We start from the raw sequence: 25,844 nt of genomic DNA, 5'->3' as shown, positions 1-25,844 counted from the left end.
CACACGGCCGCTCGGCCTTCCAGGCGTCGGCGTTTCCACCCGACCGAGGCACAAGCGCGACCGAACGAGGCACAGGCGCGACCTGCATGTCTGGGCGCCGCGTCGGATTCGGCTTCCATCCGGCATCCGGAATCACGACGCCGCACCTCGTCGGCGCAATGTGCTCCCCTCCCAGCGGCCCGCTCCAGCCATACGAACACCCGTGATCGTCCCGGCCTCGCCAGTCAACGAAAGTCCGCGCTCGAACAGCGCCCCACTTCGGCGAGCGTCGTTGCGGTCCGGCGGGCGTCAGGTCACTGCGCACCCGTTCCGGCACCCAATGGACGATGATCCGGTCCGTCCAAGGGCAACCGGATACAGTGCCCGTGACGCCAGCCTGGTGGAAGAGGGGAAGCATGACCGACACCAGCAGCACCCGAACCACCGAGGGGGAAGCGCAAGTACCGCGGCGGAGCCGACTGCACCGAGTGATCCGCTACATCCCCCTGATCGCCCCCATCCTGCTGTGGGCTGTTCCCTGCTGGGTGCTGCTGTATACGGGCCAGCGCTGGTCGCTGCCCGTCATGCTGCTGGGCACCGCGCTGTTCGCCTTCGGCCTCGTGGGTATGCCGTTCGCGATGGCGCGCGGTCACGGCCGGCGCCAGCAGGACCGGGCGGCGATCGTCGGTGACACCCTGCTGGGGACCAGCTGGATTCTGTTCACCTGGTCCGTACTGCTGGGTGTCCTGTTGCGACTCGCCCTGACCGTGGCCGCTGTCGGCGGGAGTCAGGACCGGGCCCGCATCGTCGCTTGGGCCGTCCTAGGCGTGAGCGCCATCATGATCGGCTGGGGTTACGCCGAGGCCCGCCGTGTCCCACGCGTGCGCCGACTCGACGTGCAGCTCCCACGGCTGGGTGCCGGTCTGGACGGCCTCCGCGTCGTGCTCATCACGGACACGCACTACGGCCCACTCGATCGCGCCCGGTGGTCGGCACGGGTGTGCGAGAGGGTCAACACTCTGGAAGCCGACCTGGTGTGTCACACCGGCGACATCGCCGACGGCACAGCTCAACGTCGCCGCGCCCAGGCCGCCCCACTCGGGACCGTGCGGGCCACCCGCGCCCGTGTGTACGTCACCGGCAACCACGAGTACTACAGCGAAGCCCAGGGCTGGGTCGACCTGATGGACGAGCTGGGCTGGGAACCGCTGCGCAACCGCCATCTGCTGCTCGAACGCGGGGGCGACACCCTCGTGGTCGCCGGCGTGGATGACGTCACCGCCGAATCCTCCGGCCTGGCGGGCCACCGGGCCCACCTCGCCGGAGCCTTGAGCGGCGCCGACCCCGAGCTGCCCGTCCTGCTGCTGGCGCACCAGCCCAAGTTCGTCGACCGGGCAGCAGCCGACGGCATCGACCTCCAGCTCTCCGGTCACACCCACGGCGGCCAGATCTGGCCCTTCCACCACCTCGTCCGACTCGACCAGCCCGCCCTCGCCGGCCTCAGCCGCCACGGCACCCGCACCCTCCTCTACACCAGCCGCGGCACCGGCTTCTGGGGGCCGCCCTTCCGCGTCTTCGCTCCCAGCGAGATCACCCTGCTCATCCTCCGCTCCCCACACACGCCCACCTCACCCAGCACCGGACGGACCGACACATCCACTTGAAGCAGTCCACGGCCCAGGGGTGCGACGACCACACACGACCAGGCTCGTCTCAGCGAGGACAAGATCAGGACCCTCGCTTGGTCGGCTCCGCCGATGACGGGACCGATCGTCAAGCCACTGCTGGAGGCCTTCGCCGGCCACGGGAAGCTGAACGAACACTCCTGCGGCGCCACGACAGGCGTCGGTGACGTGCAAGGCTGCAGGTGCACATCTGCGCTGAAGGCGGCGGGCACCGCGCCGACAGGCCCGACGTCAATGATGATCCGCATCGACCGGTGGCCCCAAGAAGAGCGAGGCACGCACGCAGCACGATCCCGTGCTCTGCCTCGAAGGCAGGGACAGCCCCCCAGCCCAGAGCGGACTCCCCACCGTCATGAACATTGATCACGCCGACCCTGCTGAGTTGGCCGGGCTTCGAGTGGCGTTCAGCGTCGACGACCGAGCAGCCCGGTTCAGCCCTCAAGGGTGGCGAGCCAGTCGGTCAGCAGGCCGTTGACCTCCTCGGGGCGCTCCTGCTGGACCCAGTGGCCGCAGCCGTCGAGGAGATGTGCGCCCGACAGGCCGGGGAGGGTGGAGGGGTAGGCGTCGATGGCGTCGGACATCCAGGTGGTGGAGGCGTCCAGGGCGCCGCCGATGAACAGGGACGGCTGCTTGATCGCCGCTCCGCGGTGCGGGGCGAGGTCTTCCCAGTCCCGGTCCATGTTGCGGTAGCGGTTGAGGGCGCCGGTCAGGCCGGTGCGCTCAAACTCCCCGGCGTAGACGTCGAGGTCGCCCTCGCTCAGCCAGCCCGGTAGGACCCCCGTGGGGAAGCGGTCACGCATCCGACCGCCGGCGCGGGAAACGAAGTGCGGGTCGGACTCGCTCTGGTCTGGCATGGTGTCGGCGGACAGGGCCGCATAGAAACCCCCGAGCCAGCCCCGGACGTCGGGCTCGATCTCCGCCTCGGCGCGGCCGGGCTCCTGGAAGTAGGAGACGTAGAACTCCTGCTCCACGCCGCCGATCTGGCCGAAGATGTCGGTCGGGCGCGGGCCGCCGGGCGGCGCGTAGGGGACACTCAGCAGGCCGACGGCGCGGAAGACCTCGGGGCGCAGCAGGGCGGAAGTGGCGGCGATGTTGGCGCCCCAGTCATGGCCGACGACCACAGCGCTCTCCTCGCCGAGGGCGCGCACGACGGCGACGTTGTCCTCCACCAGGTCGAGCATCCGGTAGGCGTCGATCGCCTCCGGCTTGGAGGAGCGACCGTAGCCTCGCACGTCGATCGCCACCGCCCGGTAGCCGGCCGCTGCGAGGGCCGGGAGCTGGCGGCGCCAGGAGTACCAGGACTCGGGGAAGCCGTGGACGAGCAGGACCAGCGGGCCGGTGCCCTGCTCGACCACGTGCAGGCGCCCGGCCGGGGCCTCGACGGTGCGGTGGCGGAGCTCGGCGGTCGGCTCGGGCTGCATGGGCTTCTCCTCAAAACGCGGGCGGAGGCGGCTACCCATCGATCATGCGGCCCCGCACCCGCCCGGCGCGATCACCCTTGCCATTCTGGCAAACTTGCAGGACAGGGCGGTGGGGCACGGCAAGAAGGAGCGGGAAAGGTGGCAGTCGACGACGTGGCCGGCACAGTGGCCGCGATGGGGCCCCGGTTGCGGACCGCGCGCGAGCACCACGGCGCGACACTCGCCGGTGTCAGCTGTGCGACCGGCATCTCGACCAGCACGCTGTCCCGGATCGAGACCGGCCGGCGCAAGCCCACCCTGGAGGTGCTGCTGCAGCTGTCGAAGGCGTACGGCGTCTCCCTGGACGAGCTCGCCGGCACCGCGCCCGCCCCCGCGGCCGAGCCGCGCGCTACGGCGCCACTGAGTTTCGGAGATGACAAGGCGGTGGTGCCGTTGACCCCGTACGTCGGCGGCCTGCACGCCCACAAGCACATCCTGCCCCCCAACGAGGGTCCTCCCGCACGACCGCGGCAGGTCTCCCACGAGGGCTACGAGTGGCTGTGCGTCCTGTACGGGCGACTACGTCTCGCCCTCGGCGACCAAGATCTCGTCCTGACTGCCGGGGACGTCGCCGAGTTCGACACCCGCACCCCGCACGGGGTGGTGAACGCCGGCTCCAGCGGGCCTGTTGAGTACCTGATCATGTTCGGGCCCCAGGGCGAGCGCCTACGGCCACGCACCCCTCCAGCCGTTGGCCGCGGGATGCGCCAGCCGCATCGTGGCCAGTCCTTCCGCGAGGACGAGCCGTAGGCTCCGGAACCCGTTCCGACAAGGCGGGAGGGTGCGCGAGCCTGGCTACGGATGAGCTTCTGCTGCCGAGGTCGTCCGAGCTGCGTCGATGCCGGCCCGTCCTCATTCGGGGTGTTTGTGCAGCGCTGTGCTTGCGCGGAAGCGGATGCGCCCGCAGCGGTCCTTGTCCTCGACCGTTGCGTCGTCGGTGCAGCAGCAGTGCCGCGCCAGCCAGCGCAGGTCCGCCGGGTCGAGCCACAGGGCGATACGGCCTTGGGCGGCCTCAGCTTGCGGATCCGTGGGCTGTAGCGAGGTCATGACGCCTGACTGTATGCCAGCTCATGGCATCTGACGTCTGTCGTCCCGGGCCGGCTCATCGCAGATTGAGCCGCTGGACCGAGGAACTCACATCTCGGTCAGTACGCCTCCAGACCGAGGGTTCCGGTACATGCAGACCGATGGCGCGGAATGCTGCACGAGCCCTGCCGAACCTGCTGTGTACGGCTACTTCTTCGACGGCCGATCATCTGCCCGGCTTCGGCACTTGAGCGGCGGCTGCCAGGGGTCCTGGGTTCAGCCCTGCGGTTAGCCGCCCGCGGCGTCGACTTTGAGCACAGGGCGGTCTGCCGCAACGTCGTCCCGTCATCCACGCCAGCACACTGAGTGCACTGATCTCGGCGCCGCTGGGCCGGTCGTTGCCCTCGCCGTTACTGCCGGTCGCCGCACACAATTCGTGGTGATCAACGGCTCGCCCGCACGGCCACCTACGACGAACGCAACTGCTGCCCTGCCACGTTCGAGTGCCGCCATGCGTGCGAGTTCCCGTGCTCGTCGGGACGGCCCAGCGTCACGGGAGCCGTCGTGAAGAGTGACTCGGTGGCCGTCGGGGCGCCTGGTGAAGCGCCCCCGGGGGGCGCTTACGAAGGCAGGGTCCAATACTGGTTGGCCGCCCCGGTGCAGGACCAGATTTGCAGCCGCGTTCCGTTGGCCGAACTCTGTCCGGTGGCGTCAAGGCACTTGCCGGACTGCGGGTTGACCAGAGTCCCGTTCGCTCCCGGCTGCCACATTTGAGAGCCGGTGCCGTTGCAGTCGTACAACTGGACCTTGGTGCCGTTCGCGGTGCCGGCGGCCGTGACGTCCAGACACTTGCCGAACGCGGTCAACGTGCCCGAGCCGGTCACGGTCCAGGTCTGGGCGCTGGTGCCATTGCAGTCATAGAGCTGTACCGCCGTGCCGTTGGCGGTGGCCCCTCCGGCGACGTCCACGCACTTGCCGCCAATGCCGCGGATGGCTCCCGTCGCGCTGTGCGGTGGGGTGACCGGGCCCGACTGCCCGGCCGCCCACTTGATCTCCTGGAGCAGAAGCTGATTCTGCTGAGCGCTGGCGAAGGTCGACGACAGGGTGGTGTTCGTCGCGTAATCCATCGCATTGTGGCCGAAGTTGTTGTAGACCATGTGGTAGTTGCGGTTGGTCCAGACGATCGGATAGTAGCCGCTGTACCAGGTCTGGTCGGCATCGGTTCCAATGGGGAATGTGGACTGGTCCATGGACGCCAGAACGTCGATGGCAGGGTTGCTGCGTAGGTCGTTCGACCAGCTGTACCACTCACTCACCGACGAGGTGATCGTGGCGGGCAGGCCCGCTGTCGCCGCGTGGGATCCGTCCTCAATGCGCAGTGTCTCGTAGGTCGGGCCCCATGTGTTGCTCTTGAAGGTGCCGGTGCCGAGGAACGTGTTGTGATACCAGGGCCAGTCACTGGTGTCGTCGTTGAAGGCTGAGACGTGGAAGCCGACGAAACCGCCACCGCCGGCCATGTACGCCTGAAAGGCCTGCTGTTGGGATGCGGTGTGGGGGTAGTCATCAAGGAACATGACGACCTGATACGAGGCAAGGTCGGCCGCGTTGAGCCGACTCCAGTCCGTGGTGGCGGTGTACGTGAACCCCGTCTGCGCACCTGCCTGCGGAAACCACGTGTTGGCCTCGTGGTCGAAGCTGATGTGCGCTGCGTCGTACGTACCGTCATAGAAGGCCAGCACCTTGAACGGGGTGGCGGCGTGCGCCCGGTGCACGGGATTGGCCAGGAGGCCGGTGACCACGATGATCAGAGTCAGAAGTCTCAAGACAGTGCGAGGCAAACCCGCTTGCGCGCTGAATCCGGTCATGCGGAGGCCTTCCTCTTGTTCCGCTTGTGGGGGGTCGGAGTGCCTGCTGTGCTCGATTCAGAAGTCTAAATCGTGTCCATGTCAATGACCATAGGTCTGAACCAACCACTCCACGGCCTCCCCTCGGAGAGCCTCGTCTCACGCTCGTCGGCGCCGCTTCTGCCGCCAACGCAACGAAGAGGGGCCCGATTTGGCCGGGCCCCTCTTCGCCATGCCGGAGTCAGATGTGAACCTGCCGCCGGTGTGTCACACCACCTGCGCCGCTCAAGCCACCTGCACGCCCCGGAAGCCTGCGCTGCACACGTACGTCAGCCGCGGACGATGTTCTCGGCCTGGGGACCCTTCTGTCCCTGGGTGACGTCGAATGTGACCGCCTCGCCCTCGACCAGCTCCCTGTACCCGTTGCCGGTGATGTTGGAGTAGTGCGCGAAGACGTCGGGGCCGCCGTCCTGGGCGATGAATCCGAAACCCTTCTCGGCGTTGAACCACTTCACGATGCCACTGGCCATACTCTCGTCCTTCGATCTTGCCGGAAGTACCGGTCGGGGTGAGTAGCTGCGCCTTCCGATCCAGGAAGGCGTCCGGCGTCTGTTCTACCCCACCCGGGGTTGCGCCATTCGATCACTGGTGCTCGAGCATCGGACTCCGGCGCGGAGTCCCGTCACGCTCCGGGGCCGCTTCTTCATAGATCGCCGGGATCCGCTTCGGCATGCAGTCGTGTTTGGATCTCGGTGGCCCACTCCACAGCCCATGTCCTGAGGGCGTCGATCTGGTTCGGGTTGGAGGCCGTGGTCCACGTATTCCTGGTCGTCCCGACATTCCGCGCCGCCAAGGCGGTCACGGAGCTCTTCCAGGCTGAAGGCGCATCTGGCGTGGCGCCGTCCGAGGTTCTCAAGCTCCGCTGCTGATCGGTGCCGGGCGGCGGCGTGGACGTCGATGAGCTCACGGACTGCGCCTCGGTCGGCCGGAGCCCGCGCCTCGGTCCGATCACGTCGTCCAGCGCCAGCACCGGCCGTACCGGCTCGCTTTAAAAGGCTGCCAGTGGACTTCCTTCATAAGCGGAGATGCCGACGGACAGGGGCAGACCGGTCCGCTCAGTGATCAAGTGGACCCTCGAGCCGTACTTGCCCCGGTCCACAGACTTCGGGCCTGTCAGGTCCCCCCTTTCACAGCTCGCACCGACACGCAATCCATCGCAGCGGGACCAGTCCAGCTCACCGCGAGCACCGAGCTCATCGAGGACCAGGCGATGGAGCTTGGCCCATACTCCGGCCTTCGACCACTCGGTAAAGCGCCCATGGGCTGTCGCTTCCGACGCCCCGAACGAGGCGACGGCAGTTGCTGCCAGGTGCAGCCCGCTCAACAGCGCCGGGATCGAGATACCGCCGGTCACCGGGATGGTCTCCACCAGGCGCAGCGCCCCGTGCCGGCGGCGCGATGACGGCCGGGTGACGCCGGGCTGACGGCGCTTGCCTAGCGTCGGTCACGGCGGCTGGGTCCACCCCGAGGACGAACACACGAAGGAGACCCTCCATGTCGGTCACCAACTGGCGCTACTGCGGCAAATGCCATGCAATGTTCTACGACGGCAACCCGCAAAAGGGCACCTGCCCCACCGGCGGTGGGCACGAAGCCAGCGGCTACACCTTCGTCATCCCCAACGACGTGCCCGGCACACCCACCGCGCAGACCGACTGGCGCCGCTGCGGACGCTGCCAGCTCATGTTCTACGACGGCTACCCCCAAAAGGGCCGCTGCCCGGACGGCGGGGGCCATGTCGCCGACGGCAAGCACTACGTGCCGCCACACGACATCGCGGGCACGCCGACCGCCCAGACGGACTGGCGCTACTGCGCCAACTGCCAGGCCATGTTCTACGACGGCTACGCCGAGAAGGGCGTCTGTCCCAACGGCGGCGGGCATGCCGCCATCGGCTACAACTTCGTCCTCCCCCACGTCGCGGACCCCCACGCCCCCGTACCCATCGACTAGGAGTCCGTAGGGTCCCGGCGGGACGCCAAACAGCCGGGAAGCCCTGCCCGATCAGCTTGACGCGCGCTTCCCCGGACGCAGCCTCACAACCGACGGCGACAACGGCGACACGGCCCACCATGCGCCTGGCAGCAACAGTGATCACAACCCGTGGCACGGGCCGGAAGCGTCACCGCGCGTGACTCCACCCACCGTCCGGCGGGCGCCCTCGACATCCGGCAGGCCGCCGACCAGCTGCCCGACAGCCGCCATCCACGCATCAAGTACGTCATCGCCAACCGCCGCATCGCCACCACCAGCCAATTGCCCCGGATGTGCGCCCGGACGGCACAGGGCAGCTGATGTCCCAGTTCTGAACAGATTGCGTTGCGACGACTTCGTCGACTGCACGCTGCACGCTGCCGCCCGACGCCAACCGGACCCGCACCCACGCCTGGTGCCCCACGCAGGAAGGCGCGCGGCTGCCCCAGGACCTGCCCATCCTGCGGGAACGGCCGTCCCACCCCGTCGCCTCGACCACGGCAACGTCCCCGAAGGCCCCCCACATGCCCGCCGTCACACGCACCCACCGTGCCCTCCCCGCGGACGGGCTGCGGGCGGAGTAGAGTCTCGCGGACTGTGGAGGTGCACGATGGCCGCGCTGTTCTATTCCTTTATCGTCGTAGGCGTCGCGTTGACAGCATTTGCAGCTCTGCGGGAGCACGGAACACGGCTTGCGAAGGCGGCATCCTGGTGGTGCCTGGCAGTCGCCACGCTCCTCGGGCTGGGACTCATCGGCGTCACACTGCAAGTGGTCTTCGAGGCCTGAAAGACAGTTACCGACTTGGTGTTTTAGGGTCTGGGCGTCGTCGGAGCCGGGGACGGGGTGCGTCGTGACTGGTTTCCGGAGGCGTGCGGTATCCAGAATGGGGCGGCTGAACGCTGAGCAGCGCAAGCACCACGAAGAGTTATTGGCTGCACCTGGGTCACCGCGGTATCACCCCGAGTGTGAATGCGCCGAAGTCAGTAAACGGCACACCTGGCTGACGATCAGAGTCCCGTAGCCGTGCTGCTTTGTTCCGGGCCCGGCTGTGGGGGGACTCCCATGACTTGGAGGACTCGCCGGTGAAGGGCGGTCGCGTCGGCTGTCTGCCCGCCGACGGCTGTGCGCCACAGGAGGTACAACAGGCCGCTTTCGGCGCGCAGGCGCACGTCGGGCGCGGCGCCGGCCACTCTTTCCAGCCGGGCGGTGAGGCCGTCGATCATGGGGGTGAGCTTGGCCTCGATGGCCACGCGTGCCAGTTCCGAGTCCGGATCCGCAAGGCAGGCGGCGATCAGCCTGCCCAGGCCATGGGGCACGGCGTCGCCGATGCGTTCAAGGGCGGTGACCAGATCCGCAAAGGGATCACCAGTGTCATCCGTCTCGTGCTGGGTCACGTCGGCCCGGAGGGCCGCCATGACCAGCTCCTTCTTTCCTGCCCAGCGCCGATAGAGCGCACCGAGGCCGATGCCGGCCGACTCGGCGACGTCCTTCATCCGCAGTCCGTCGTAGCCGCGCTCTTGAAGGAGAACAAGGGCGTGTTCGAGGGCGACACGGTCGATGTCGGCTCGGCGGGGGCGGCCACGGTGTACAGGCTGCATCCGCTTACGGTAACGTAGATTATCGGAAATCACGATTACCGGAAAGGTTGTTCCTTTGACTCCCCCGAACCCAACCCGCGCACTCGTCCTCGGTGGTGGCGGCGTCACCGGCATAGGCTGGGAAGTCGGCCTGCTCGCGGGTCTGCTCGACGAGGGCATCGACCTTCGCACCGCGGACACGGTGATCGGAACCTCCGCCGGCTCCTTCGTCGGAACGAACTTCACCTCCGGCACGGACTGGGAAGCACTCTTCGCCGACCAGGCGCGCGCCGCCGACCACGAACCGGTAGTGCGGACCGACCCGGCCGTCTACGAGGGCTGGGCAGAAGCCTTCCGCTCCGGCGCGGGCGCACCCGAGGCGGTGGGCGCCGGCTTCGGCCGGGTGGCCCGCAAGTTCGGGGCGAACGTCTCCCCCCGGATGCGCCAGGCTGTGGTCCGCGCGCGCCTGCGCACTGAGCAGTGGCCGGCCACCATGCGGGTCGCCGTCACTGACGCAGACACCGGTCGTCTTGAACTGCTCGGACCCGCAGCGGGGATCGCGATCGAAACCGCCACGGCAGCCAGCGGTGCCGTTCCCGGTATCTGGCCCAGCGTGCACTTCGGCGGGCGCGAATGGATTGACGCCGGCATGGTCTCTGCCGCAAACGCCATCCTTGCGGCCGGCCACGACCGCATTGTCGTCCTGGCCCCCATGCCCGAGGGGCACGCAGGCATCCCCAGCGCCCAGGACGACGTCGCCCGCCTGAGCCAGAGTGCGCAGACCGTGCTTGCCACACCCGATGCCACCAGCCGCACCGCCATCGGGCCAAACCCCTACGACCCGGCCCGGGCCAAACTGGCCGCCGATGCCGGCCGGCAACAGGGCCGCACCCTCGCCCCCACCGTCGGAGCCGTCTGGGCATACTGACTTCGGCGCATGAGGGGTCAGTTCGGCCCGTCGAGAGCCAGGCCCGTCCCGGCAAGGAATCCGCCCGGGGTGCTACGCCGGTACTGCAGCGCCTTGAGCCGCCTGCGCAGCGAGTCTCCAGTTCGCTGAGGGCACGGTCGGCCAGGTTGGCCAGACTCCACTTGATATGCGCCACATGCCCTCCACCGGGCTCGTCAGGGTGACGCTGGGTAGTCGAGAGTCAGGCCGGTGCCCGCTATGAAGCCGTCGAGGGTGGCGGACCGGTACTGAAGTCGTTTGAGCCGGTTGCGGACCAGGGCCTCAAGCCGGTCGAGGGCGACCACAGCGATGTTGGCCAGGCTGCGCTTGACGTGCGCCCATACCCACTCGACGGCGTTGAGGTCTGGCGAGTAAGCGGGCAGCAGGAACACCATCAGCCAGGCCCGTTCGGCGATCAGCTCACGTATGGCGCGTGGGAGACGTGGGTGTTGAGCCGGTCCCAGACCAGCACGATCGACGCCTTGACGAGTTGGTGGACGCCGTCGATCAGCGCGATGAAGTCCCGCTCGCCCATGCTGCGGCGTCTGTCTTTGCCCGGTCGGTGGGTGCGCAGGCGATGGCACAGCCGGGTCCGGGAACCTGGCCGCATGGCGATCAGTCCGGCCACGGACAGGCGTCCCGAGCGTCTGCCGCTCACCGCCACGACCGGGGTTCGGCCGCGCCGGCCCCAGGTGCGTGCTTTGGGCGGCCGGCGGGTGAAGCCTGCCTCGTCCTCGAAGCAGATGTAGCCTCCGCAGGCCGCCCGGGCTCTTTTACCTCGGCCCAGGTCGCCTCCTTCCAGGCGGTGACGGCCTGCTCGTCGCGCTCGGCGACCCGCCGTGCAGGCACCTGCGGGCTGAAGCCGAGCCGGTGCATCAGCCTCGTGGCACTCCGCTCCGCGTGCCCCTTGGGCCTAGCAGGAGCACACCCGCCAGCAGCTGACGCCCGTGCAGAGGCTCCTGCTGGAGAGTGTGGGTGTCGCCCCGGACGAGGACGTGCCGACGCGCCCGGTGGTGCGCTCGCAGGCTAATCGGTGGGAGTCGAACCTCGCCGCGGCCCGGCAGTTCCACGCGCGTGAAGGACACCTCCGGCCCGCCCGCAAGCATCTCGAGATCGCGGACGGTCAAGAGACCAAGCTGGGGGCGTGGATCAAGTGGTCCGCCGTGGAGGACGTTTCGATGGTGTTCGAAAGGATGGCCGGTATTCACGGGCGACGCCTACCGTGTGGCGCCAAGAGGTCAACCTTGGCGAGTTGTATCGGTTGGCCAAGTGGCAGGTCCTCACGGGCGTCTGCTCGAACTGGCGTTGAAGTGGGGCCCCAGGCAGGGAGACTTCTGGATGCAGTTGCTCAAAAAGCAGGTGACCCGTACAGCTGTGGCTCTCGCTCTTGGGATTGGCGCGCTCATCGGCGGCTCCAGCACTGCTTCAGCTGCCGACGTCCACCCCCAGTACGTGACTTACAAGTGCGATGCCGGGCGAGCCTGCGTATACGATACTTCCGGAGGTGTCTGGAATATGGACGGCTGTGGAGACAACTGGATCTACGGCCGTTTCAACTATGCCAGGGCCCAGGGAAACAGTTTCACGGTGTATTACGTGAACGGCACGTGGGATTTCGTCTCGGCGTGGGGTCAGCGGACTTTGGACGGCGGCAACTACGTCGAGCGAGTGCAAGTGCATTGCTAAGCGCCGACGACAGAAGCAGCCCCCTTCAGTTTTTATGGAAGGGGGCTGGCTGCCTTCCAGGTCGGCCCCTCTTTCCCTCAACTTGTACCGGGGCACGGCCGTTGCCGGGGTTCGACGCCGCAAGCCCGGCCGGCCGCCGTCCTACCGGACCTGCCGCCCGGCAGAGGCTGCACCGTGGCCGGTGTGACGGCGGTCAGCTGGCCCACGCTGGGGATGCCGTACTCCCGCAGCGCCTCGGCATGGCGCGGACCAATGGTGTAGAGGGCCTCTACCGGCAGCTCGGTCGGTGACATCTGGGCGGTGCCGGGACTCAGGGTCCAGCCCGCGGGGGCTGTGGTGGAAATTGCGACCCGCGGGTCCGGACGCTGCGCCCGAACTGGTCGACGCCGGTCTCAATGGCGCCTCACCGAAGCGGAAGGCGAGGCCCGGCTCCTCAACGCCGTCGTGCGCACGGCGTATGTCCGCCTCGGCGCAGCAGCGTCTTCACCGCCTTCTGCTCCTGGATGGCATAACCAGGCCCGACCGAGCAGAGGAGCAACACCGAAGGCTCGGCGAGGAGTTCCTGGCCGAGCCTTCGGAGATGGAGAGCCGTAGAGTCCTAGATTGGCGCGGCGAGCCAGCGAGACGTGCCGATTTCGGGAGCAGGCCTGGCTAGCACTTCCTCAGCTTGTCCTCGCTGTTGTACCAGCCCCAGTCGTCGAAGTTCACCTTGCTCACCCAAACGTTCCGGTTCCCGGTGTCGTCGTCGGTCTTGAACCAGATGATGCTCGTGTGACCGTTGTTGGAGTACTGGACACCGTAGTCCCAGCAGTAGAAGTAGCTGGTCCCCTTGTACAACGTGCCCGCGTGCGTCGAGTTGTACGGATCGGGGCTCCAGTGCGTCCACTGGTCGATGACGGTGGTGAAGTTGAAGGCGGAGGCCGAGGCGGGCGCTTTGGGCACCTGAGGTGCCGCCATCGCCGGTGAGGCGGTGCCGAGCAGCCCCACCGTTGCCAGGGCCACAAGCGTGGCAGAAACGCGGGAACGTGGGCTCATGATTCCTTCTCCCCCTATGCATGCCGCCCAGTTGTGCCGGGCGGAAGTCCACCCCGGGTGGTCGATCCGGTCGGCTCAAGGTAAGACCGGCCCGCAGAGAGAGCCCAGCGTTTCGACACTCGTCGAAACGCTGGGCACTTTGATCACTCAGGGGGTGATGATCCGAGGATGGGCAGTGGCGCGGCCCAAGCCGTGGGCAGTCGACGACGAGCTGTGGGCGGTGATCGAACCGCTCTTGCCGAGGACTGAGCGTCGAGCCCTGGCATCCGGAACGCAAGCGGCATGCGGACCGGCTGGTGTTCCGGGGCTTCCTGCTGGTGCTGCACCCGTGATGATGTTCACCGCTTTTCGTGGCACGTCTCCATGACTTGGACCAGGGGTCTCTTCCAGCGGGTTCGTTGCGGCGGGGCATGACGGGCGGTCAGATCGCAGAGCGGAACTCGCGCAGGGGACGCGTCGGTGTGTGAGTAGCGCGCAGGTCCGTCAGCAGGCGTCGTACTTCCAATCGCCTTCCTCGAGCGTCCATGGCTGACGCTGCTGGTCGAACTTGGGCAGGCCCTTCACCTTGTACGAGACTCGGCCCATGTCTCCTGAGACGGTGGCGTGCACGTCCGTCGCCGGGTGGTCGGGGCCGTAGCCCTTCGCGGCCTGCTCCACAGTGGCCGCGTACCTGGCCGGGTCGGCCTTGGCTCGGCAACGCTTCGACAGGAAGGCGTACGCGCCCTTCCCCTCCCCTGCGAAGTAGAGGTCGGTGTAGGTTTCCGCGACGCGCTCCAGATCGACGGCGTCGGCCGGTGTCGAGGTGTTGCTCGGCTGCTCGGCAGCCGGAGTCGGCTTGCTGCTCGGGGCGTCAGCTTTGTCGTCGCTCGACGAGGAGCAGGCGGTGAGCGTGGCGAGCAGGGTGGCGGCGAGCGTGATGGTGGCGCGGGTGCGCATGTGTCCCCCCGTGGGCGTTGTGGTCTGAGGGGCATGGTGCCATGACGGCATGGGGCGGGCCCCACGCCCCCGGCCCTTTTGGGTTCCTCGACCTGCGTCTCATGCGATGAAACGCACGGCAGCAGTCTCCGTGTCACGGACGAAGGTCGGCGACTCAACCGTTCGCGTCGCGGAGCCTTCGCTGGATGCCCTTGAGGTGGCTGCGGTCCGCGGCTGGGCGTGGTCCGGTGAGGTGGTGACGCAGGTGGGAGACGTGGGCGGTCAGTACAGAACGTCTCCGTCTCTTCGTGGACATCCGGCAAAGCGGAACTCATCCTGGAACGGGGTCCAAAGGCACCGGGGCCAACTGGTGGCTTCCATGCGCGAGTGCATCGTCGTTACCGCCTGGTCGTCGCGACTGCTCAGCTCGTCGCTTGCGGAAGTGGCACGCCGAGACGAAGTCCGTGACCGCGACCGCGACAGTCACCGCTACACCGACGCCAGCACCGCCGGTTCGAGATCGGCTAGCCCGAGTTCGTCGTGAACAAGACCCTGCACGAACTGAGTTGGTCTCCCTGCCGGATCGTCACCTGGGGGAGCCGCAGCTCACGCTTCCTCCACGGATGAAAGGCGGAACGGGTCGAATCTCGTGTGGGTTCCGCCGGTCAGATGTGGGATCGCGGCTGTCACGGAAGCCTCGACTGGTTGCTGATGGAGTCGCCGTTGGGGTGTCGGATGCCGTCGATGGGGGCGGAACTGCAGTGCCTGCGGACGGACTTGGCACCCGCAGTAGCGTCCGGCGCGGTATCGCGGAGGAAGCCGGTGGGATCGCGCCGGGCTGAGCTGTATCGGGAGAATGCGACCGGGCTCGAGGACTTGTCGGTCGACTATCTGGCGGACCGCCGCGGCGGAGACCGGAGTGGACGGGCTGGGTGCTCGGCGGGCGGGCGTGGTGCTCGGCGGGCGGCAGTAGTGCTCGGCTGGGACAGCGCCTCCGCCTCACGCACGGCGCCAACTCTGTCGGCCCCGGCCTGGCTGACATCGGACGGCGCCGCTCTCGACCCCGGGACCGCTCGGGGCCTGTCCGCCGTCGCCTCCCATTTCCCGCAGGGGCCGGCGACTGGTGGCGCGCGCCGACGGCGGGTGACGTCGGCTCAGCCTTGCTTCACGTTCGGCTCATTGTGCTCGTCGAGGGCGCTGAGCTGTTGCCGTACCTGGTCAGCCTGCTCTGTGCGGTGCTGAGTGTCATACAGGTCGAGGGCCTGCTGCCATGTGACGCGGGCGGCGGCGGCCCGGCCGGCGGTGAGGTGTGTGTGGCCGAGGCGGTCGAGGGTGTCGGCTTCGGAGTAGGTATGGCCGAGGTCGCGGTACAGGGCCAGGGCCTGTCGGTAGTACTCCAGCGCTTCGGGGAGCCGGCCGGTGTGGTGGGCGATGTGGCCGAGGCTGTCGAGGGTGTGTGCCTCGCCTTCGCGGTCGTGGTGCCTGCGGTGCGCCTCCAGCGCGGTCTCGCAGGCGCCGCGCGCCTCGGTGTGGTCGCCGAGTCGGGTGGAGTACCAGCCGACCTGGTTGAGGGTCCGGGCCGCACGGACGTGGTTGCCGAGGGCCTGGAACATGTGGAGAGCGCGGGTGGCGTGTTCGCGGGCCGGCCGGTACTCGCCCCGCCGTCCCCACGCCCATGCCAGAGTGTGGTGGGTGCGAGCCTGTCCGGCGAGGTCGTCGGCCTGTTCGGCCAGCGCGAGCGCTTCCCTGAAGTGTTCCAGTGCCTCATCGTGTCGGGCGAGGTCGGCGTGGGCCACGCCGAGGTGCCGGTGAGCGAGGGCGCGGCTCTTGGGGTCGTCGAGGTGGTCGGCGGCGTTGAGTGCGGCCTCCCAGGCGGCGAGGTCTTCGCGGAGATGACCCCGTCGGACGTGGTAGGCGTCCAGCGCCAAAGCGAACTGCCAGACCGCGCGATGGCGGCCCCGGGCCACGGCAAGCCGGAGTGCGGTGAGCAGGTTGGTGTGCTCGGTGTCGAACCACGCCAGCGCGGAACCCTCGTCGTCGAAGGCGAGTGGCTCGACGCCGAGTTCGGGCTGACCGAGCCCCAACGCCTGGGTGTCCGGGTTGATCAGCAACTCGGCGTTTTCGGCGGTGTGCAGATAGAAGCCGAGCAGCCGGTTCAGGGCCGCGTCACGGGTGTGTGGAGAGAGGTCCTGTTCGGCCCGTTCACCGGCGTAGAGGTGGACGAGGTCATGCATCCGCCAGCGGCCGGGGACGCTCTGTTGTACCAGCGAAGCTCGCTCCAGAGCCCGCAGGACGGTGCGCGCCTTCGCAGCGGGTACGGCGGCCAGGGCGGCTACGGCCGGAACACCCAGTTCCGTGCCGGGCGCGCTCCCAAGGAGCGCGAACATCTCCGCCTCGGCGGCGGGCAGATCGGTGTAGGACCAGGACAGCACGGAGGAGAGGTCGGCGGTCGGGTCGCCTTCGTCCAGCGCGGCCAGCCTGGCGGTGCCGTCGCACAGCTCGTCGGCCAGCGCCCGCAGCGGGAAACCGGGGTGCGCGGCCGCGCGTCCGGCGATGATGGCCAGGGCGAGGGGGTATCCACCGCAGCGGGCCAACAGGTCGTCCACCGCTTCGGGTTCGGCGGCCAACCGCTCGGCGCCGAGCCGGCGCGCCAGCAGTTCCCGTGCCTCGGACTCCGGCAGCACGTCCACCGGAAGCAGATGGGCGCCGTGCGCGGTGACCAGCCCTGTCAGACGGTCCCGGCTCGTCACCAGGACCGCGCAGGTCGGGCTGCCCGGCAGCAATGGGGCGACCTGCTCCAGATCGTAGGCGTTGTCCAGCACGATCAACATGCGCCTGCCGGCCACACGACTGCGGAAGACCCCGACCAAGGCGTCGTCGTCCGCCGGAAGAAGGCCCGGCGCCACGCCCAGGCCCTGCAGGAAGGCCTTGAGGGCCGCAGACGGCGCGAGCGGTTCCGCGTCGGGCGCGAAGCCGCGTAGATCGATGAACAACTGCCCGTCGGGAAACCGGTCGAGGTGTTGTTGGGCCCAGTGCAAGGCGAGCCATGTCTTGCCGATCCCGCCGGCGCCGGACAACGCCGAGATGACCACCGTGCCGCCCGCTGCCGTCGCCTTGTCGAGGACGGCGGTCAGCGTGGCCAGTTCGGCAGTACGGCCGGTGAACGACGGGGGTGGCGCGGGCAGTTGGCGCGGTATCGACTCCGGCACGCCCGTGGTTCCCGGACTCGACACCGCCGGGTCGGCCGAGAGAATCCGCTGGTGCAACCGCCGTAGTGCCGGGGAGGGGTCGCTGCCCAGTTCTTCGGCCAGCATCGTGCGCATACGCTCGTAGGTGTCCAGCGCCTCGGCGTGGTGCCCTGCCTGGAACAGGGCCGATATCAGTGCCTCCCACAGCCCGTCCCGGAGCGGATGCCTGGTGAGCAGCGGCCGTACTTCCGCGACCGCGTCGGCGTGGCGACCGGCGCCCACCAGGGCCCGGGCATGACGCTCGGCCACCACCAGCCGACGCTCCCGTAATCGCACGATGTCCATCAGGAGCCACGGCCCCGGTTCGAGATCCTCCAGCGGCTCTCCCCGCCACAACGCCAGCGCCCGCTCGAAGAACCCGGCCGCGCCCACGAAGTCACGTTCCGCCAGTGCCCGGTCGCCGCGGCCCGCCGACTCCTCGAACGCGAGCACATCCACCTCGTCGGGTGCCGCGGCGAACAGATAGCCCGCCGGCCGGGTGACCAGCCGCTCGCCGCCCTCGCGCAACAACCGCCGCAGTGCGGCGACATATGTCCGGATGTTGGTGTCCGCCGAGGCCGGGGCCGTCTCCCAGACCGCCTCGACCAGGGTCCGGACCGTGACGACCTCGTTGGCTCGCAGCGCCAGTACCGCCAGCACGGCTCGCTGACGCGGCCCACCCAACGCGAGCACCTCGCCATCGTGGCGCACCTCCACCGGTCCCAGTAGCCGGAACTCCACCGATCCCCCTGGACGCACGTCACACCGGAAACAGACCCAGTCCACTAAAACACCGCACCCGGCGGCCGTGTACGGCATCTGTGCGCCATCTGTGCGCCCGCGGGACAACCTGGACCTGCGCGCCGGAAACCAGCACTCCGGGGCGTCAACCGGACCCGGAATCCCCGGACATCGCGGAAGGACCGACATGAGGACCCGAACGAAGTCACTCGCCGTCGGGGTGGCGAGTGCCCTGACCGTGATCACCGCCGGCGTGGCGGTGAGCGCCCCGGCCCAGGCCGCGCCACTGCCGGCTGCCAAGTCCATGACCGTCCACAGCACACGCCACGACGTGCGCCCGCTCGGCGTGGTGACGTGGACCCGAAGCTGCGGAACCACCTACGGAGGGCTCAGCACGAGCGCCTACGCCCTGACCAACAAGGGATCCGACGGTTCCTGCAAGGGGGACGCCTGGGTGCGGGTCAAGTGGCGTGGTTCGTGGAGCGGCTGGGTGCACAACGCCTCTGAGGCACGGATCAACGTGGGCTCCGGCCTTCAGGCCGCACAGCACAAGGGCTGCGCCGACTGCCACGTGTACACCACCTACCCCTGACGGCAGGGGATCGCCATAGCCGACGGGAATCGAGAAGCTCGCACCCCCGTGTCCGAGGACAGCGGAGTGCGCGGGCCGGAAGCGTCGGGGGGACCAACGCTCTCCGGCCGCCCAGCCATGGCGGCGCGGACCGGCGCCGCCGGAAAGTGAAGGGGGAATCGTGAACACTCGTAAGAAGACACTGACCAAGCTGCTGATCGTGACGGCAGCCGCGGCGAGCACGGCGGTGCTGGCGGCGGGACCCGCCCTGGCCGCCAACGACAGTACGGGCATCACCACGCCGGAAGGCTGCGGCCGTCTGGACTTCGACGACTACGGTCCGGGAGCTCCCGGCGGCGGGGACAACGACGACTACTTCGTGATCCACGACATGTGCGCTGACGGCGCCGGCGTCAAGGCGTACGCCTGGCAGAACGGCCACTACCTGGGCAGCCGGTACAACGGCAACGGCCTGGCCGGTGCCGCTGTCGTCTGGGACCCGTTCTTCAACGGCAACGTCGCTCCGCGCGGCAGCATCGGCATGAAGGTGTGCCTCGCGCACGGCGACGGCGACCCCGCGCCCTACGCGTGCACCTCCTACACCTTCACCAGCGTCGACGGCTAGGACGTGCCGCCGGCCCTTGCAGGACCGTCACCTCGGTGGGGGCGAGGGCGGTGTGCTGGTCGGGCATTCGACCAGCACACGAACCTGGGCACCGCGGTCGCGGTGCCGGGATCTCTCGATGACGGGCCACTCGAGGCCGGCGACATACGTCTCGCCTCACTGACGCAGCGCCACGCGGCCCGGCCACAGGTCGCGGCCCTTGGCGGTGAGCGGACTCGTGCCGGGGCCGGCTGCCGTGCCCCTGGGGACGGTCCGCAGGACGCGACCAGCTTGCGCGGCAGGTCGGCGATGACCGCCTCGGACAGACCCACACGGCGGCGGAAGTCGTCGAAGCGGCCCAGCGGCCAAAATCGCTCACGTCTGCTGGCACGCCACCTCTACGCGGAACGGTCGCGGTCATCAGCGGCGGCGAAGTCGTGACCGGCCGGGGCGGTCATCGCCTGCCCCGGCCGCAGCCCGCGCATCACCCTCGCCATCAACATGGACGTCGGCAATGGATCTTCAGCCCGCATGCCGACCCCCACGTGAAAACGATGGTCGTCGCCGCCTCGACGCCCTAGCTCGCACCCACGGCGTCAACATCGCGGTTCAGCGAAGTTGGTGGGGGGAGCGTGCTGGCCGAGCGCTCCACTGGGCTCGGAGACACGGCCGCCTCGGTCGGCCAACCACGGCTGGGTCAGCCCGGCTTGAAAGCCAGCGTCGCAAAATAGTGCGACAGGTAGGGAGCGGATGCGTTGGATTGGTGCGGCGCTTCCGCGAAGCCGGTGAGGATGAACCCCGCGGCGAGTTGCCCGCCGATCTGATCGGTGAGGGTGTGGCTGTATTCAAGAGCGGCATCCGCGCCGAACTTCGTGGCGCGTTCCTCGGCGGAGTAGCGCGTGACATCGCTGTAGGGCAGCTTGTGCACGACGATCAGCTCGCCGCGCTCGTCGAGCGCCTCGTGGTCGAACAGGTACACATCGGGGTTGAGGAAGCCCGCGAGCAGCCTTCCGCCCGGTCGCAGGACGCGGAAGCACTCACGCCACACCGCTGCCACGTCCGGTACGAACAGGTTGGAGACCGGATGGAAGACGACGTCGAACGTTGCGTCACCGAAGGCGCTGAGGTCGCGCATGTCGCCCAGGACGGTGCGCAGTTCGAGTCCGTCGCGCGCCGCCACCCTCTGGTCCTGGCCGAGTTGGCGGGGTGAGTTGTCGAATACGGTGATCCGCGCCCCTGCGGCGGCGAGGATCGGACCCTGCTGGCCACCGCCGGAGGCCAGGCACAACACCTCCTTGCCGGTCAGGTCCGCCGGCAGCCAGGAGCGGTCGACCGGCTCATGCCCGATGAGAACAACCGACCAGTCGCCCATGCGGGCGCGCTCGACCTCCTCAGAACTCACCGGCCTCGACCACTCGTTGCCCTCTTGGACATACTTGTCCCAGGCTGCCCGATTGTGGGCGGCCGGGTCGACAACACTGTCGGGCACGTTCAACTCCCTGCCAAAGCTACGCGACACCTGCGAGAACAACAGTCCGGTGCCACAAGCCAACACGATCGCATGATGCGGGCTCAACGAGATTAGCGGGCACCGAGGCGTCCACGGGCTCGACAAGTGGCCGCGCAGCGGGTGCGTGGGCGCTTGTCGTCGGAGTTGTGCACGCCGTATGTGTCGCGGGCGATGGTTTCGATGTGAACCGACACTGCCGTCGGTGAGCCGCGACGGCCCAGACGCGACGCCGCGCCCCTCTGGGGCTCATCAGATCCGAGGCCCTGATCGCCGCCGGGATCCTTTCGACAAGCTTGCGCGGTCATGGCTTATTGGGAGGCGGTCTCGAGTTGGTGACGGCTGCTGATCGCCGAGTCATCGGCTTACTGGCTCTCACAAAAGTGAGTTGATCATGTAACTGTCAGCTTGATCGCTCGTCGATGGGGGCATGGGGAAGCGTCAGTCGCGGCCGTGGGTCGTGTCGGACGAACTGTGATCGCTGATCGAGCTGTTGCTGCCCGAACCACCGCCGTACCCTCGCGGCCTCAGCGTGGCCTACGCGCGCGACTGCGTCGAATGTCCGGTGCGAGATAACGTGTGACGATCCAGCCTTTGTCTGGGCATACTGACAGCATGGGGACGGACCAGTCGGACGGCGAGCGCCCTTCAACCGGCGCTGCTGCCGACGAGCGCGATCGCGTGGCCGACGAACGGGAACGGACGGCCGACGAACGCGATCGCGTGGCCGATGAACGGGAACGGGTGGCTGACCAGCGGGAACGGACGGCCGACGAACGAGAAGGCCGGCTCGTCGGGTGGGAGGGACGGTTGGATGAGCGCTCCCGGAGGCTGGGGCAGACGACTCCCAGCCTCCGGGAGCGCTCATATGAGGCGATCGAGCGGTCTCGGCAGCTGATGGACGGCAGTCAGGCCCGACTGGATCGCAGTGAAACGGCACTGCTCCGCGCCGATGCACGCGACAACAGGGAGCAGGGTGCCGTCGACCGGGAGGTGGCTGATTCCCGGGCTCGCCACGCCGGCGAAGCGCCTACGTCGCGGGAAGTTCTGGAAGCCAGGGCGATCCATTTGCAGCGACAGCTCGCGGACGTGGCGTCCGCTCTGTGCGCGACCCAGGAGGCGCTGGCCGGTGAGTATGAGCGGGCTGCCGGCGAGCAGCCCGGGCTGGCCGCTGAGTACCGGCGGCTTGCCGAACTGGCTCGCCGGGCGGCGGCCCGTCTCCGCAACCCTGAATCTGCCCTTGATGAGGACCGCGGCTGAGCAGCCGGACCAGCAGCCTTGATCCGTGAAACCCAAGGCCCGCGTGCGGCGGAGGGTGGGCACCTTTCGTCGTATGGGTGCAGGGTCGGGCCAGGTGGTGGTGCCGGTGTCGGCCGAGGCGAGGGTTCTGGGTGGTGAAGACGTCGGCGAGCTGCGGAATGCGATCATCACCCTTGCGTGCCGGGTTCCGACGCGGCCAGCGCTGGTGAGGTGGGGTTCCAGGGAGTCGTCGTTGCCTGCGATGACCAGGTGTGCGATGTTGGAGTGGAGCCCGGACAGGGCTTCCGGACGAGGGGTGCCGTACCCGGTGTGCGACAAGACGGCCCGTACGGAGGCCGTCATGTCATGGCTCATTCTTATGTTCTCAGGTGTTCTGGAAGCGGTGTGGGCTACGGCCCTGGACAAGTCCGAGGGCTTCAGCCGGCTCGTCCCCACACTCACCTTCGCCGTGGCTCTGGCCGGCAGCATGGCGGGCCTGGCCTACGCGCTGCGGGACCTGCCCGTCGGCACCGCGTACGCGGTGTGGGTGGGTATCGGCGCGGTGCTCACCGTCCTGTACTCCATGCTCACCGGCGGCGAATCGGCAAGCACACGGAAGATCGTCTTCCTCGTGCTGATCGTCGGCAGCGCGGTCGGGCTCAAGGCCGCGCACTGAGGCCGCGCTCTCTCGACTGCGCCCTCCTGTGACCACGGTGCTGAAGCCCTCCAACTGCGTACCTCCGGCCAGCGGACATAGGGGGCAGGAAGTCCTGCGTCCGCTGCCGGAGGCACCTTCTCGGCCTCGAGGAAAGGTATCGATCACCTCGTATGAAGGCCCGAGGTCAGCTGTAGACGGTCAGTTCCGCGATTGACCACCAATTACTCGCGACGTTGCCGGTGTTGACGACCTTGATGTAGCGAGCCGTCTGGGTCGAGAAGGAAATCAACTCGACTCGCTGACCGTCCTCTATGGAAGAGACCTTGGTCCAGCCGGTTCCGTTCGTGGAGACGTACACGTCAGCGCTTCGCGCATAGTCACCGATATTGCTGCCGGAATCCAGCAGAATCTTGCCGAACGTCTGCGTCTGCCCCATGTCCACCTGGATCCACAGGCCGTCGTACTGGCCCCTTCCGGAGCTGTACCGGGTGCCGGAATCGCCGTCGAGCATGTTCGCGGGACCGTCGTTGTACGGGCTCGTGTCGGAGGTCGTGGCGGTCCAGCCCGTGCGCGACAGCGCGGGGCCCAGGTCTATGACGTCGAACGAAGCCGAACCCGCGTCCGCTCCGCCGGCGCCGTTCACCGAGACCTTGTACGTGCCCACCGGGAGTCCGGCCGGGACGTATGCGCCGATGCTCGTGTCCGACCAGCTGTCGATTTCTGCGAAGAGCTCTCCGAACCGCACCGTGCCCAGCCCCTGCGCGTCGCCGAAATGAGAGCCGCTGATCGTGAACTTGGCGCGCGGTATGCCTTGCTTCGGCTTCAGGCTGCTGATGACCGGTGCCGGGAAGCTGGACAGCTTCTGCGTGGTGAACATCGCCGACGTCCCGCTCGGCAGGGTGTAGGTGTACGAACCGTCGGCGGACACCGAGAAGCTGTGGCTGCCGGCGGTGCCGTTGAACACCGCGGTCACCTGCGCCCCTTCCTGACTGGTCCACGTCTTCAGCTGGAGGCCCTTGGGCACCGCTGTCGGGGCCGCGATGGAACCGGTGCCGCTCGAGGATCCGTAAACGTTGATTTCGGCGATGCTCCACCAGAAACCGGATGCCGCGACACAGACGATGCGAATGTACCGCGCCGTCTGGGCCGGCAACGTGACGGCTATCTTCCCTATGTTCCCGCTGCCGTTCGCGACCGCGCTCCCCCAGTCGGCCCCGTCGTCCGAGACGTATATCTGGTACTTGGTGACGTAGTCGAAGGAGTTGCTTTCTCCGGTGGCGAATACGATCTTGTTGAAGCTCGTCGGGCTCCCCAGATCGATCTGGAACCAGGCGCCGCTCGTCGTCCCCTGGCCGAGATTCCACCGGCTGTTGATGTCGCCGTCGATCGCGTTCGAGGCCGCACCCCAGTCCGGGCTCGACGAAGCCGTGGCGGTCCACTTGCCACGGCTCATTGATGTTCCGGGCGTCTTGATGGACGCTCCGATCGGCAGGGAGTACGTGAGCAGCTTGCTTCCGGTGCGCACGGCGTTCTGGTACTGCAGGAGTGCCGGGTCGTACGTGACCGTCATCGGCCCCAGCGACGACTTGAACGCGAAGTCATGGCTCGGGTCGGAGACATTGGTCGCCGCGGGGGTCCCGCCGCTGCGCCGGCCCGTGTAGGTGAACGTGACGGCGTCGCCGGCGTTCAGGGTGTAGTCGAAGGACTGTGTTCCGTCCGCCACACTGAAGGCCTTCGTGGCGCTCCCCGAGTTGTACGCGATCAGGACCTTCGAGCCGTCCGGGTTCTGGAACGCGACGCTCTCGATGCTTCCTTCCCCGAAGGTGTTCGAGTAGATGCGATGCGCTCCGGGTTTGACGAACCGGCTGGCGTGAGCGAGTGCGTAGTAGTCCACGTTGTAGGACACCTGGCCGCTGTCCGGATCCACCGTGACCAGTCCCCGGCACATGGGGATGCCATTGGTGTCGCTGTTGAGCGGCCCCAACTTGGGGTCGAGCGCAGTGTTCCAGAGCAACACGCCGTTCGCCCAGTTGCGCATGCCCCTGATGATCCACGTGCCGAGTGCGTCACTGAACGCCGTCTCGTCGTCCCCCTGCCAGACGCCTCCGCTGGCCTCCGTGATGTAGGTTTCCTTGCCCGGAAAGTCGTTGTGGACCAGGGTCTGGTACGTCGGGTTGCCGCTGTAGATGTGCCATCCGGTGCCCGCCGTGTGCTGGGAGGCGGCGGGGTCGCTGAAGATCGTCTCGGGGTACGAGGGCACATCCCAGTTGTGGTCCCAGGCCAGGATCTTCGTGGAGATGCGGTTGGCCGCGAACGCCTGGCCGATCTCCTGGATCACCGCCGATTCCTGGTAGGCGGACAGGAACATGCCGGGCCAACTGGGTGTGCCCATGGGCTCGTTCTGCGGCGAGATGTAGGAGACCGGCACACCGGCCCTGCCGTAGGCCTTGATGAACTTCACGAAGTAGTCGGCCAGCGTGGAGGCGTTCTCGCCCTTGAGGGTGCCTCCGATCATGGAGTCCGAGGTCTTCATCCAGCCTGGCGGACTCCATGGGTTGGCCATGATTTTGGCGGACGGGTTCTGTGCGAGCGCCTGCCGCAGGACCGGAATGATGTACCTCTCGTCGTGCTGGATCGAGAAGTTGGACAGCGATGTGTCCGTCTGTCCCCCCGGCATGTCGTCGTAGGAGTAGTTTCCGGAGGCGTTGAAGTCCGTGGCGCCCATCGGCGTACGAATCAGGCTGAGGCCGATGCCCTTCGAGGGGTCGTACAGCTTCTGGATCAGCTTCGCTCGGTCCGCGGTGGACAGCTTGTTGATGAGCCAGGCGGAAGAGTCGGTCATCGCCGCCCCGAAGCCCTGGATCTTCTGGTACTTGACGCTGTCGTCGACCTTGATCGTGAGCGGGTTGTCCGCGTTCTTCGTCCGGAACAGCACATCGCTCTGGCCGACGACCCACTTCTTGGCCGATATGTCGGTCAGCCAGACCTGCACGGACGAGCCGCGCGACGAGGTGGCGGCGCCGGCATTGCCGGAAACCTGGGTCCAGGCGGCGGCGACGCCGATGGCGGTGGTGAGGAAGTGACGTCGTCCAAGACCGTACGAGCTCAT

General features: G+C 68.0%; 21 protein-coding genes, 3 pseudogenes and 1 riboswitch. Of the genes and pseudogenes, 12 read left to right on the top strand and 12 right to left on the bottom strand.

The window, feature by feature from the left end:
* The first annotated feature begins 395 nt into the window (after positions 1 to 395).
* On the top strand, positions 396 to 1,643 hold the full coding sequence (locus tag ACQF4J_RS45120) for a metallophosphoesterase (RefSeq protein ID WP_427168433.1): 1,248 nt from the start codon (positions 396 to 398) through the stop codon (positions 1,641 to 1,643).
* Between the two features lie 452 nt (positions 1,644 to 2,095).
* Here the strand turns inward: ACQF4J_RS45120 and ACQF4J_RS45115 are convergent, their stop codons facing one another.
* Positions 2,096 to 3,085 carry an alpha/beta fold hydrolase gene (locus ACQF4J_RS45115; RefSeq protein WP_427168432.1) on the bottom strand — a complete coding sequence of 330 codons (990 nt, stop codon included), beginning with the start codon at positions 3,083 to 3,085 and terminating at the stop codon, positions 2,096 to 2,098.
* A 138-nt stretch (positions 3,086 to 3,223) separates the two neighbouring features.
* On the opposite strand from ACQF4J_RS45115, the gene ACQF4J_RS45110 reads away from it, so the two are divergent.
* Positions 3,224 to 3,874: a helix-turn-helix domain-containing protein gene (locus ACQF4J_RS45110; RefSeq protein WP_427168431.1), complete on the top strand. Its 651-nt coding sequence runs from the start codon at positions 3,224 to 3,226 to the stop codon at positions 3,872 to 3,874.
* Between the two features lie 102 nt (positions 3,875 to 3,976).
* On the opposite strand, the gene ACQF4J_RS45105 is transcribed toward ACQF4J_RS45110, so the two are convergent.
* From ACQF4J_RS45105 to ACQF4J_RS45090, 4 genes and pseudogenes are all read right to left on the bottom strand, one after another.
* On the bottom strand, positions 3,977 to 4,171 hold the full coding sequence (locus ACQF4J_RS45105; protein WP_351803348.1) for a hypothetical protein: 195 nt from the start codon (positions 4,169 to 4,171) through the stop codon (positions 3,977 to 3,979).
* 599 nt (positions 4,172 to 4,770) lie between these two features.
* Entirely contained in the window at positions 4,771 to 6,015 is a 1,245-nt protein-coding gene (locus tag ACQF4J_RS45100; RefSeq protein WP_351571496.1) for an RICIN domain-containing protein, read from the bottom strand.
* A 308-nt stretch (positions 6,016 to 6,323) separates the two neighbouring features.
* A complete protein-coding gene (locus ACQF4J_RS45095) occupies positions 6,324 to 6,524 on the bottom strand; it encodes a cold-shock protein (RefSeq protein ID WP_351571499.1) in 201 nt (66 codons plus the stop codon).
* A 548-nt stretch (positions 6,525 to 7,072) separates the two neighbouring features.
* Positions 7,073 to 7,374, bottom strand: a pseudogene (locus ACQF4J_RS45090) (transposase); the annotation flags it as partial.
* A 174-nt stretch (positions 7,375 to 7,548) separates the two neighbouring features.
* On the opposite strand from ACQF4J_RS45090, the gene ACQF4J_RS45085 reads away from it, so the two are divergent.
* From ACQF4J_RS45085 to ACQF4J_RS45075, 3 genes are all read left to right on the top strand, one after another.
* Positions 7,549 to 8,007 (top strand): hypothetical protein, encoded by a 459-nt coding sequence (locus tag ACQF4J_RS45085; protein WP_351571502.1) that lies wholly within the window; start codon positions 7,549 to 7,551, stop codon positions 8,005 to 8,007.
* 150 nt (positions 8,008 to 8,157) lie between these two features.
* Positions 8,158 to 8,349: a hypothetical protein gene (locus tag ACQF4J_RS45080; protein ID WP_351571505.1), complete on the top strand. Its 192-nt coding sequence runs from the start codon at positions 8,158 to 8,160 to the stop codon at positions 8,347 to 8,349.
* A gap of 289 nt (positions 8,350 to 8,638) precedes the next feature.
* Positions 8,639 to 8,815, top strand: a complete 177-nt coding sequence (locus ACQF4J_RS45075) for a hypothetical protein (protein WP_351571508.1) — start codon at positions 8,639 to 8,641, stop codon at positions 8,813 to 8,815.
* Positions 8,816 to 9,036: 221 nt separating this feature from the next.
* On the opposite strand, the gene ACQF4J_RS45070 is transcribed toward ACQF4J_RS45075, so the two are convergent.
* Positions 9,037 to 9,627, bottom strand: a complete 591-nt coding sequence (locus tag ACQF4J_RS45070) for a TetR/AcrR family transcriptional regulator (RefSeq protein ID WP_427168695.1) — start codon at positions 9,625 to 9,627, stop codon at positions 9,037 to 9,039.
* Positions 9,628 to 9,682: 55 nt separating this feature from the next.
* On the opposite strand from ACQF4J_RS45070, the gene ACQF4J_RS45065 reads away from it, so the two are divergent.
* Positions 9,683 to 10,534, top strand: a complete 852-nt coding sequence (locus ACQF4J_RS45065) for a patatin-like phospholipase family protein (protein WP_427168430.1) — start codon at positions 9,683 to 9,685, stop codon at positions 10,532 to 10,534.
* Between the two features lie 194 nt (positions 10,535 to 10,728).
* On the opposite strand, the pseudogene ACQF4J_RS45060 reads toward ACQF4J_RS45065, so the two are convergent.
* A pseudogene (locus ACQF4J_RS45060) lies at positions 10,729 to 11,440 on the bottom strand (transposase); the annotation flags it as partial.
* Between the two features lie 450 nt (positions 11,441 to 11,890).
* Between ACQF4J_RS45060 and ACQF4J_RS45055 the strand changes: the two are divergent.
* The gene (locus ACQF4J_RS45055) at positions 11,891 to 12,238 is read left to right on the top strand and encodes a hypothetical protein (protein ID WP_427168429.1); all 348 of its coding nucleotides are present in this window, start codon (positions 11,891 to 11,893) and stop codon (positions 12,236 to 12,238) included.
* 651 nt (positions 12,239 to 12,889) lie between these two features.
* Here ACQF4J_RS45055 and ACQF4J_RS45050 read toward each other — a convergent pair.
* Complete coding sequence (locus ACQF4J_RS45050; RefSeq protein ID WP_351571520.1) at positions 12,890 to 13,273, bottom strand: hypothetical protein; 384 nt, start codon at positions 13,271 to 13,273, stop codon at positions 12,890 to 12,892.
* A gap of 175 nt (positions 13,274 to 13,448) precedes the next feature.
* Between ACQF4J_RS45050 and ACQF4J_RS45045 the strand changes: the two are divergent.
* Positions 13,449 to 13,599: pseudogene (locus tag ACQF4J_RS45045) on the top strand (IS5/IS1182 family transposase); the annotation flags it as partial.
* Between the two features lie 157 nt (positions 13,600 to 13,756).
* Here ACQF4J_RS45045 and ACQF4J_RS45040 read toward each other — a convergent pair.
* Positions 13,757 to 14,209: a hypothetical protein gene (locus tag ACQF4J_RS45040; protein ID WP_351803338.1), complete on the bottom strand. Its 453-nt coding sequence runs from the start codon at positions 14,207 to 14,209 to the stop codon at positions 13,757 to 13,759.
* A 1,133-nt stretch (positions 14,210 to 15,342) separates the two neighbouring features.
* Entirely contained in the window at positions 15,343 to 18,108 is a 2,766-nt protein-coding gene (locus ACQF4J_RS45035; RefSeq protein WP_427168428.1) for a BTAD domain-containing putative transcriptional regulator, read from the bottom strand.
* 235 nt (positions 18,109 to 18,343) lie between these two features.
* Between ACQF4J_RS45035 and ACQF4J_RS45030 the strand changes: the two genes are divergently transcribed.
* Together ACQF4J_RS45030 and ACQF4J_RS45025 are read left to right on the top strand one after the other, a co-directional pair.
* On the top strand, positions 18,344 to 18,748 hold the full coding sequence (locus tag ACQF4J_RS45030; protein WP_351571529.1) for a hypothetical protein: 405 nt from the start codon (positions 18,344 to 18,346) through the stop codon (positions 18,746 to 18,748).
* A 160-nt stretch (positions 18,749 to 18,908) separates the two neighbouring features.
* Entirely contained in the window at positions 18,909 to 19,352 is a 444-nt protein-coding gene (locus ACQF4J_RS45025; protein WP_427168427.1) for a hypothetical protein, read from the top strand.
* A 676-nt stretch (positions 19,353 to 20,028) separates the two neighbouring features.
* Here ACQF4J_RS45025 and ACQF4J_RS45020 read toward each other — a convergent pair.
* Entirely contained in the window at positions 20,029 to 20,820 is a 792-nt protein-coding gene (locus ACQF4J_RS45020; protein ID WP_427168693.1) for a class I SAM-dependent methyltransferase, read from the bottom strand.
* 633 nt (positions 20,821 to 21,453) lie between these two features.
* Between ACQF4J_RS45020 and ACQF4J_RS45015 the strand changes: the two genes are divergently transcribed.
* Together ACQF4J_RS45015 and ACQF4J_RS45010 are read left to right on the top strand one after the other, a co-directional pair.
* Complete coding sequence (locus ACQF4J_RS45015; RefSeq protein WP_427168426.1) at positions 21,454 to 22,098, top strand: hypothetical protein; 645 nt, start codon at positions 21,454 to 21,456, stop codon at positions 22,096 to 22,098.
* Positions 22,099 to 22,362: 264 nt separating this feature from the next.
* Positions 22,363 to 22,427, top strand: a riboswitch (guanidine-III (ykkC-III) riboswitch).
* Positions 22,428 to 22,438: 11 nt separating this feature from the next.
* A complete protein-coding gene (locus ACQF4J_RS45010) occupies positions 22,439 to 22,753 on the top strand; it encodes a DMT family transporter (RefSeq protein ID WP_427168425.1) in 315 nt (104 codons plus the stop codon).
* Between the two features lie 166 nt (positions 22,754 to 22,919).
* On the opposite strand, the gene ACQF4J_RS45005 is transcribed toward ACQF4J_RS45010, so the two are convergent.
* Entirely contained in the window at positions 22,920 to 25,844 is a 2,925-nt protein-coding gene (locus ACQF4J_RS45005) for a discoidin domain-containing protein (RefSeq protein WP_427168424.1), read from the bottom strand.

Source organism: Streptomyces sp. C1-1, from assembly GCF_050214755.1.
In the GTDB taxonomy this organism is placed as follows: Bacteria; Actinomycetota; Actinomycetes; order Streptomycetales; family Streptomycetaceae; genus Streptomyces.
The sequence above is the reverse complement of the archived record's forward strand: the minus strand, read 5'-3'. Positions and strand labels throughout refer to the sequence as shown.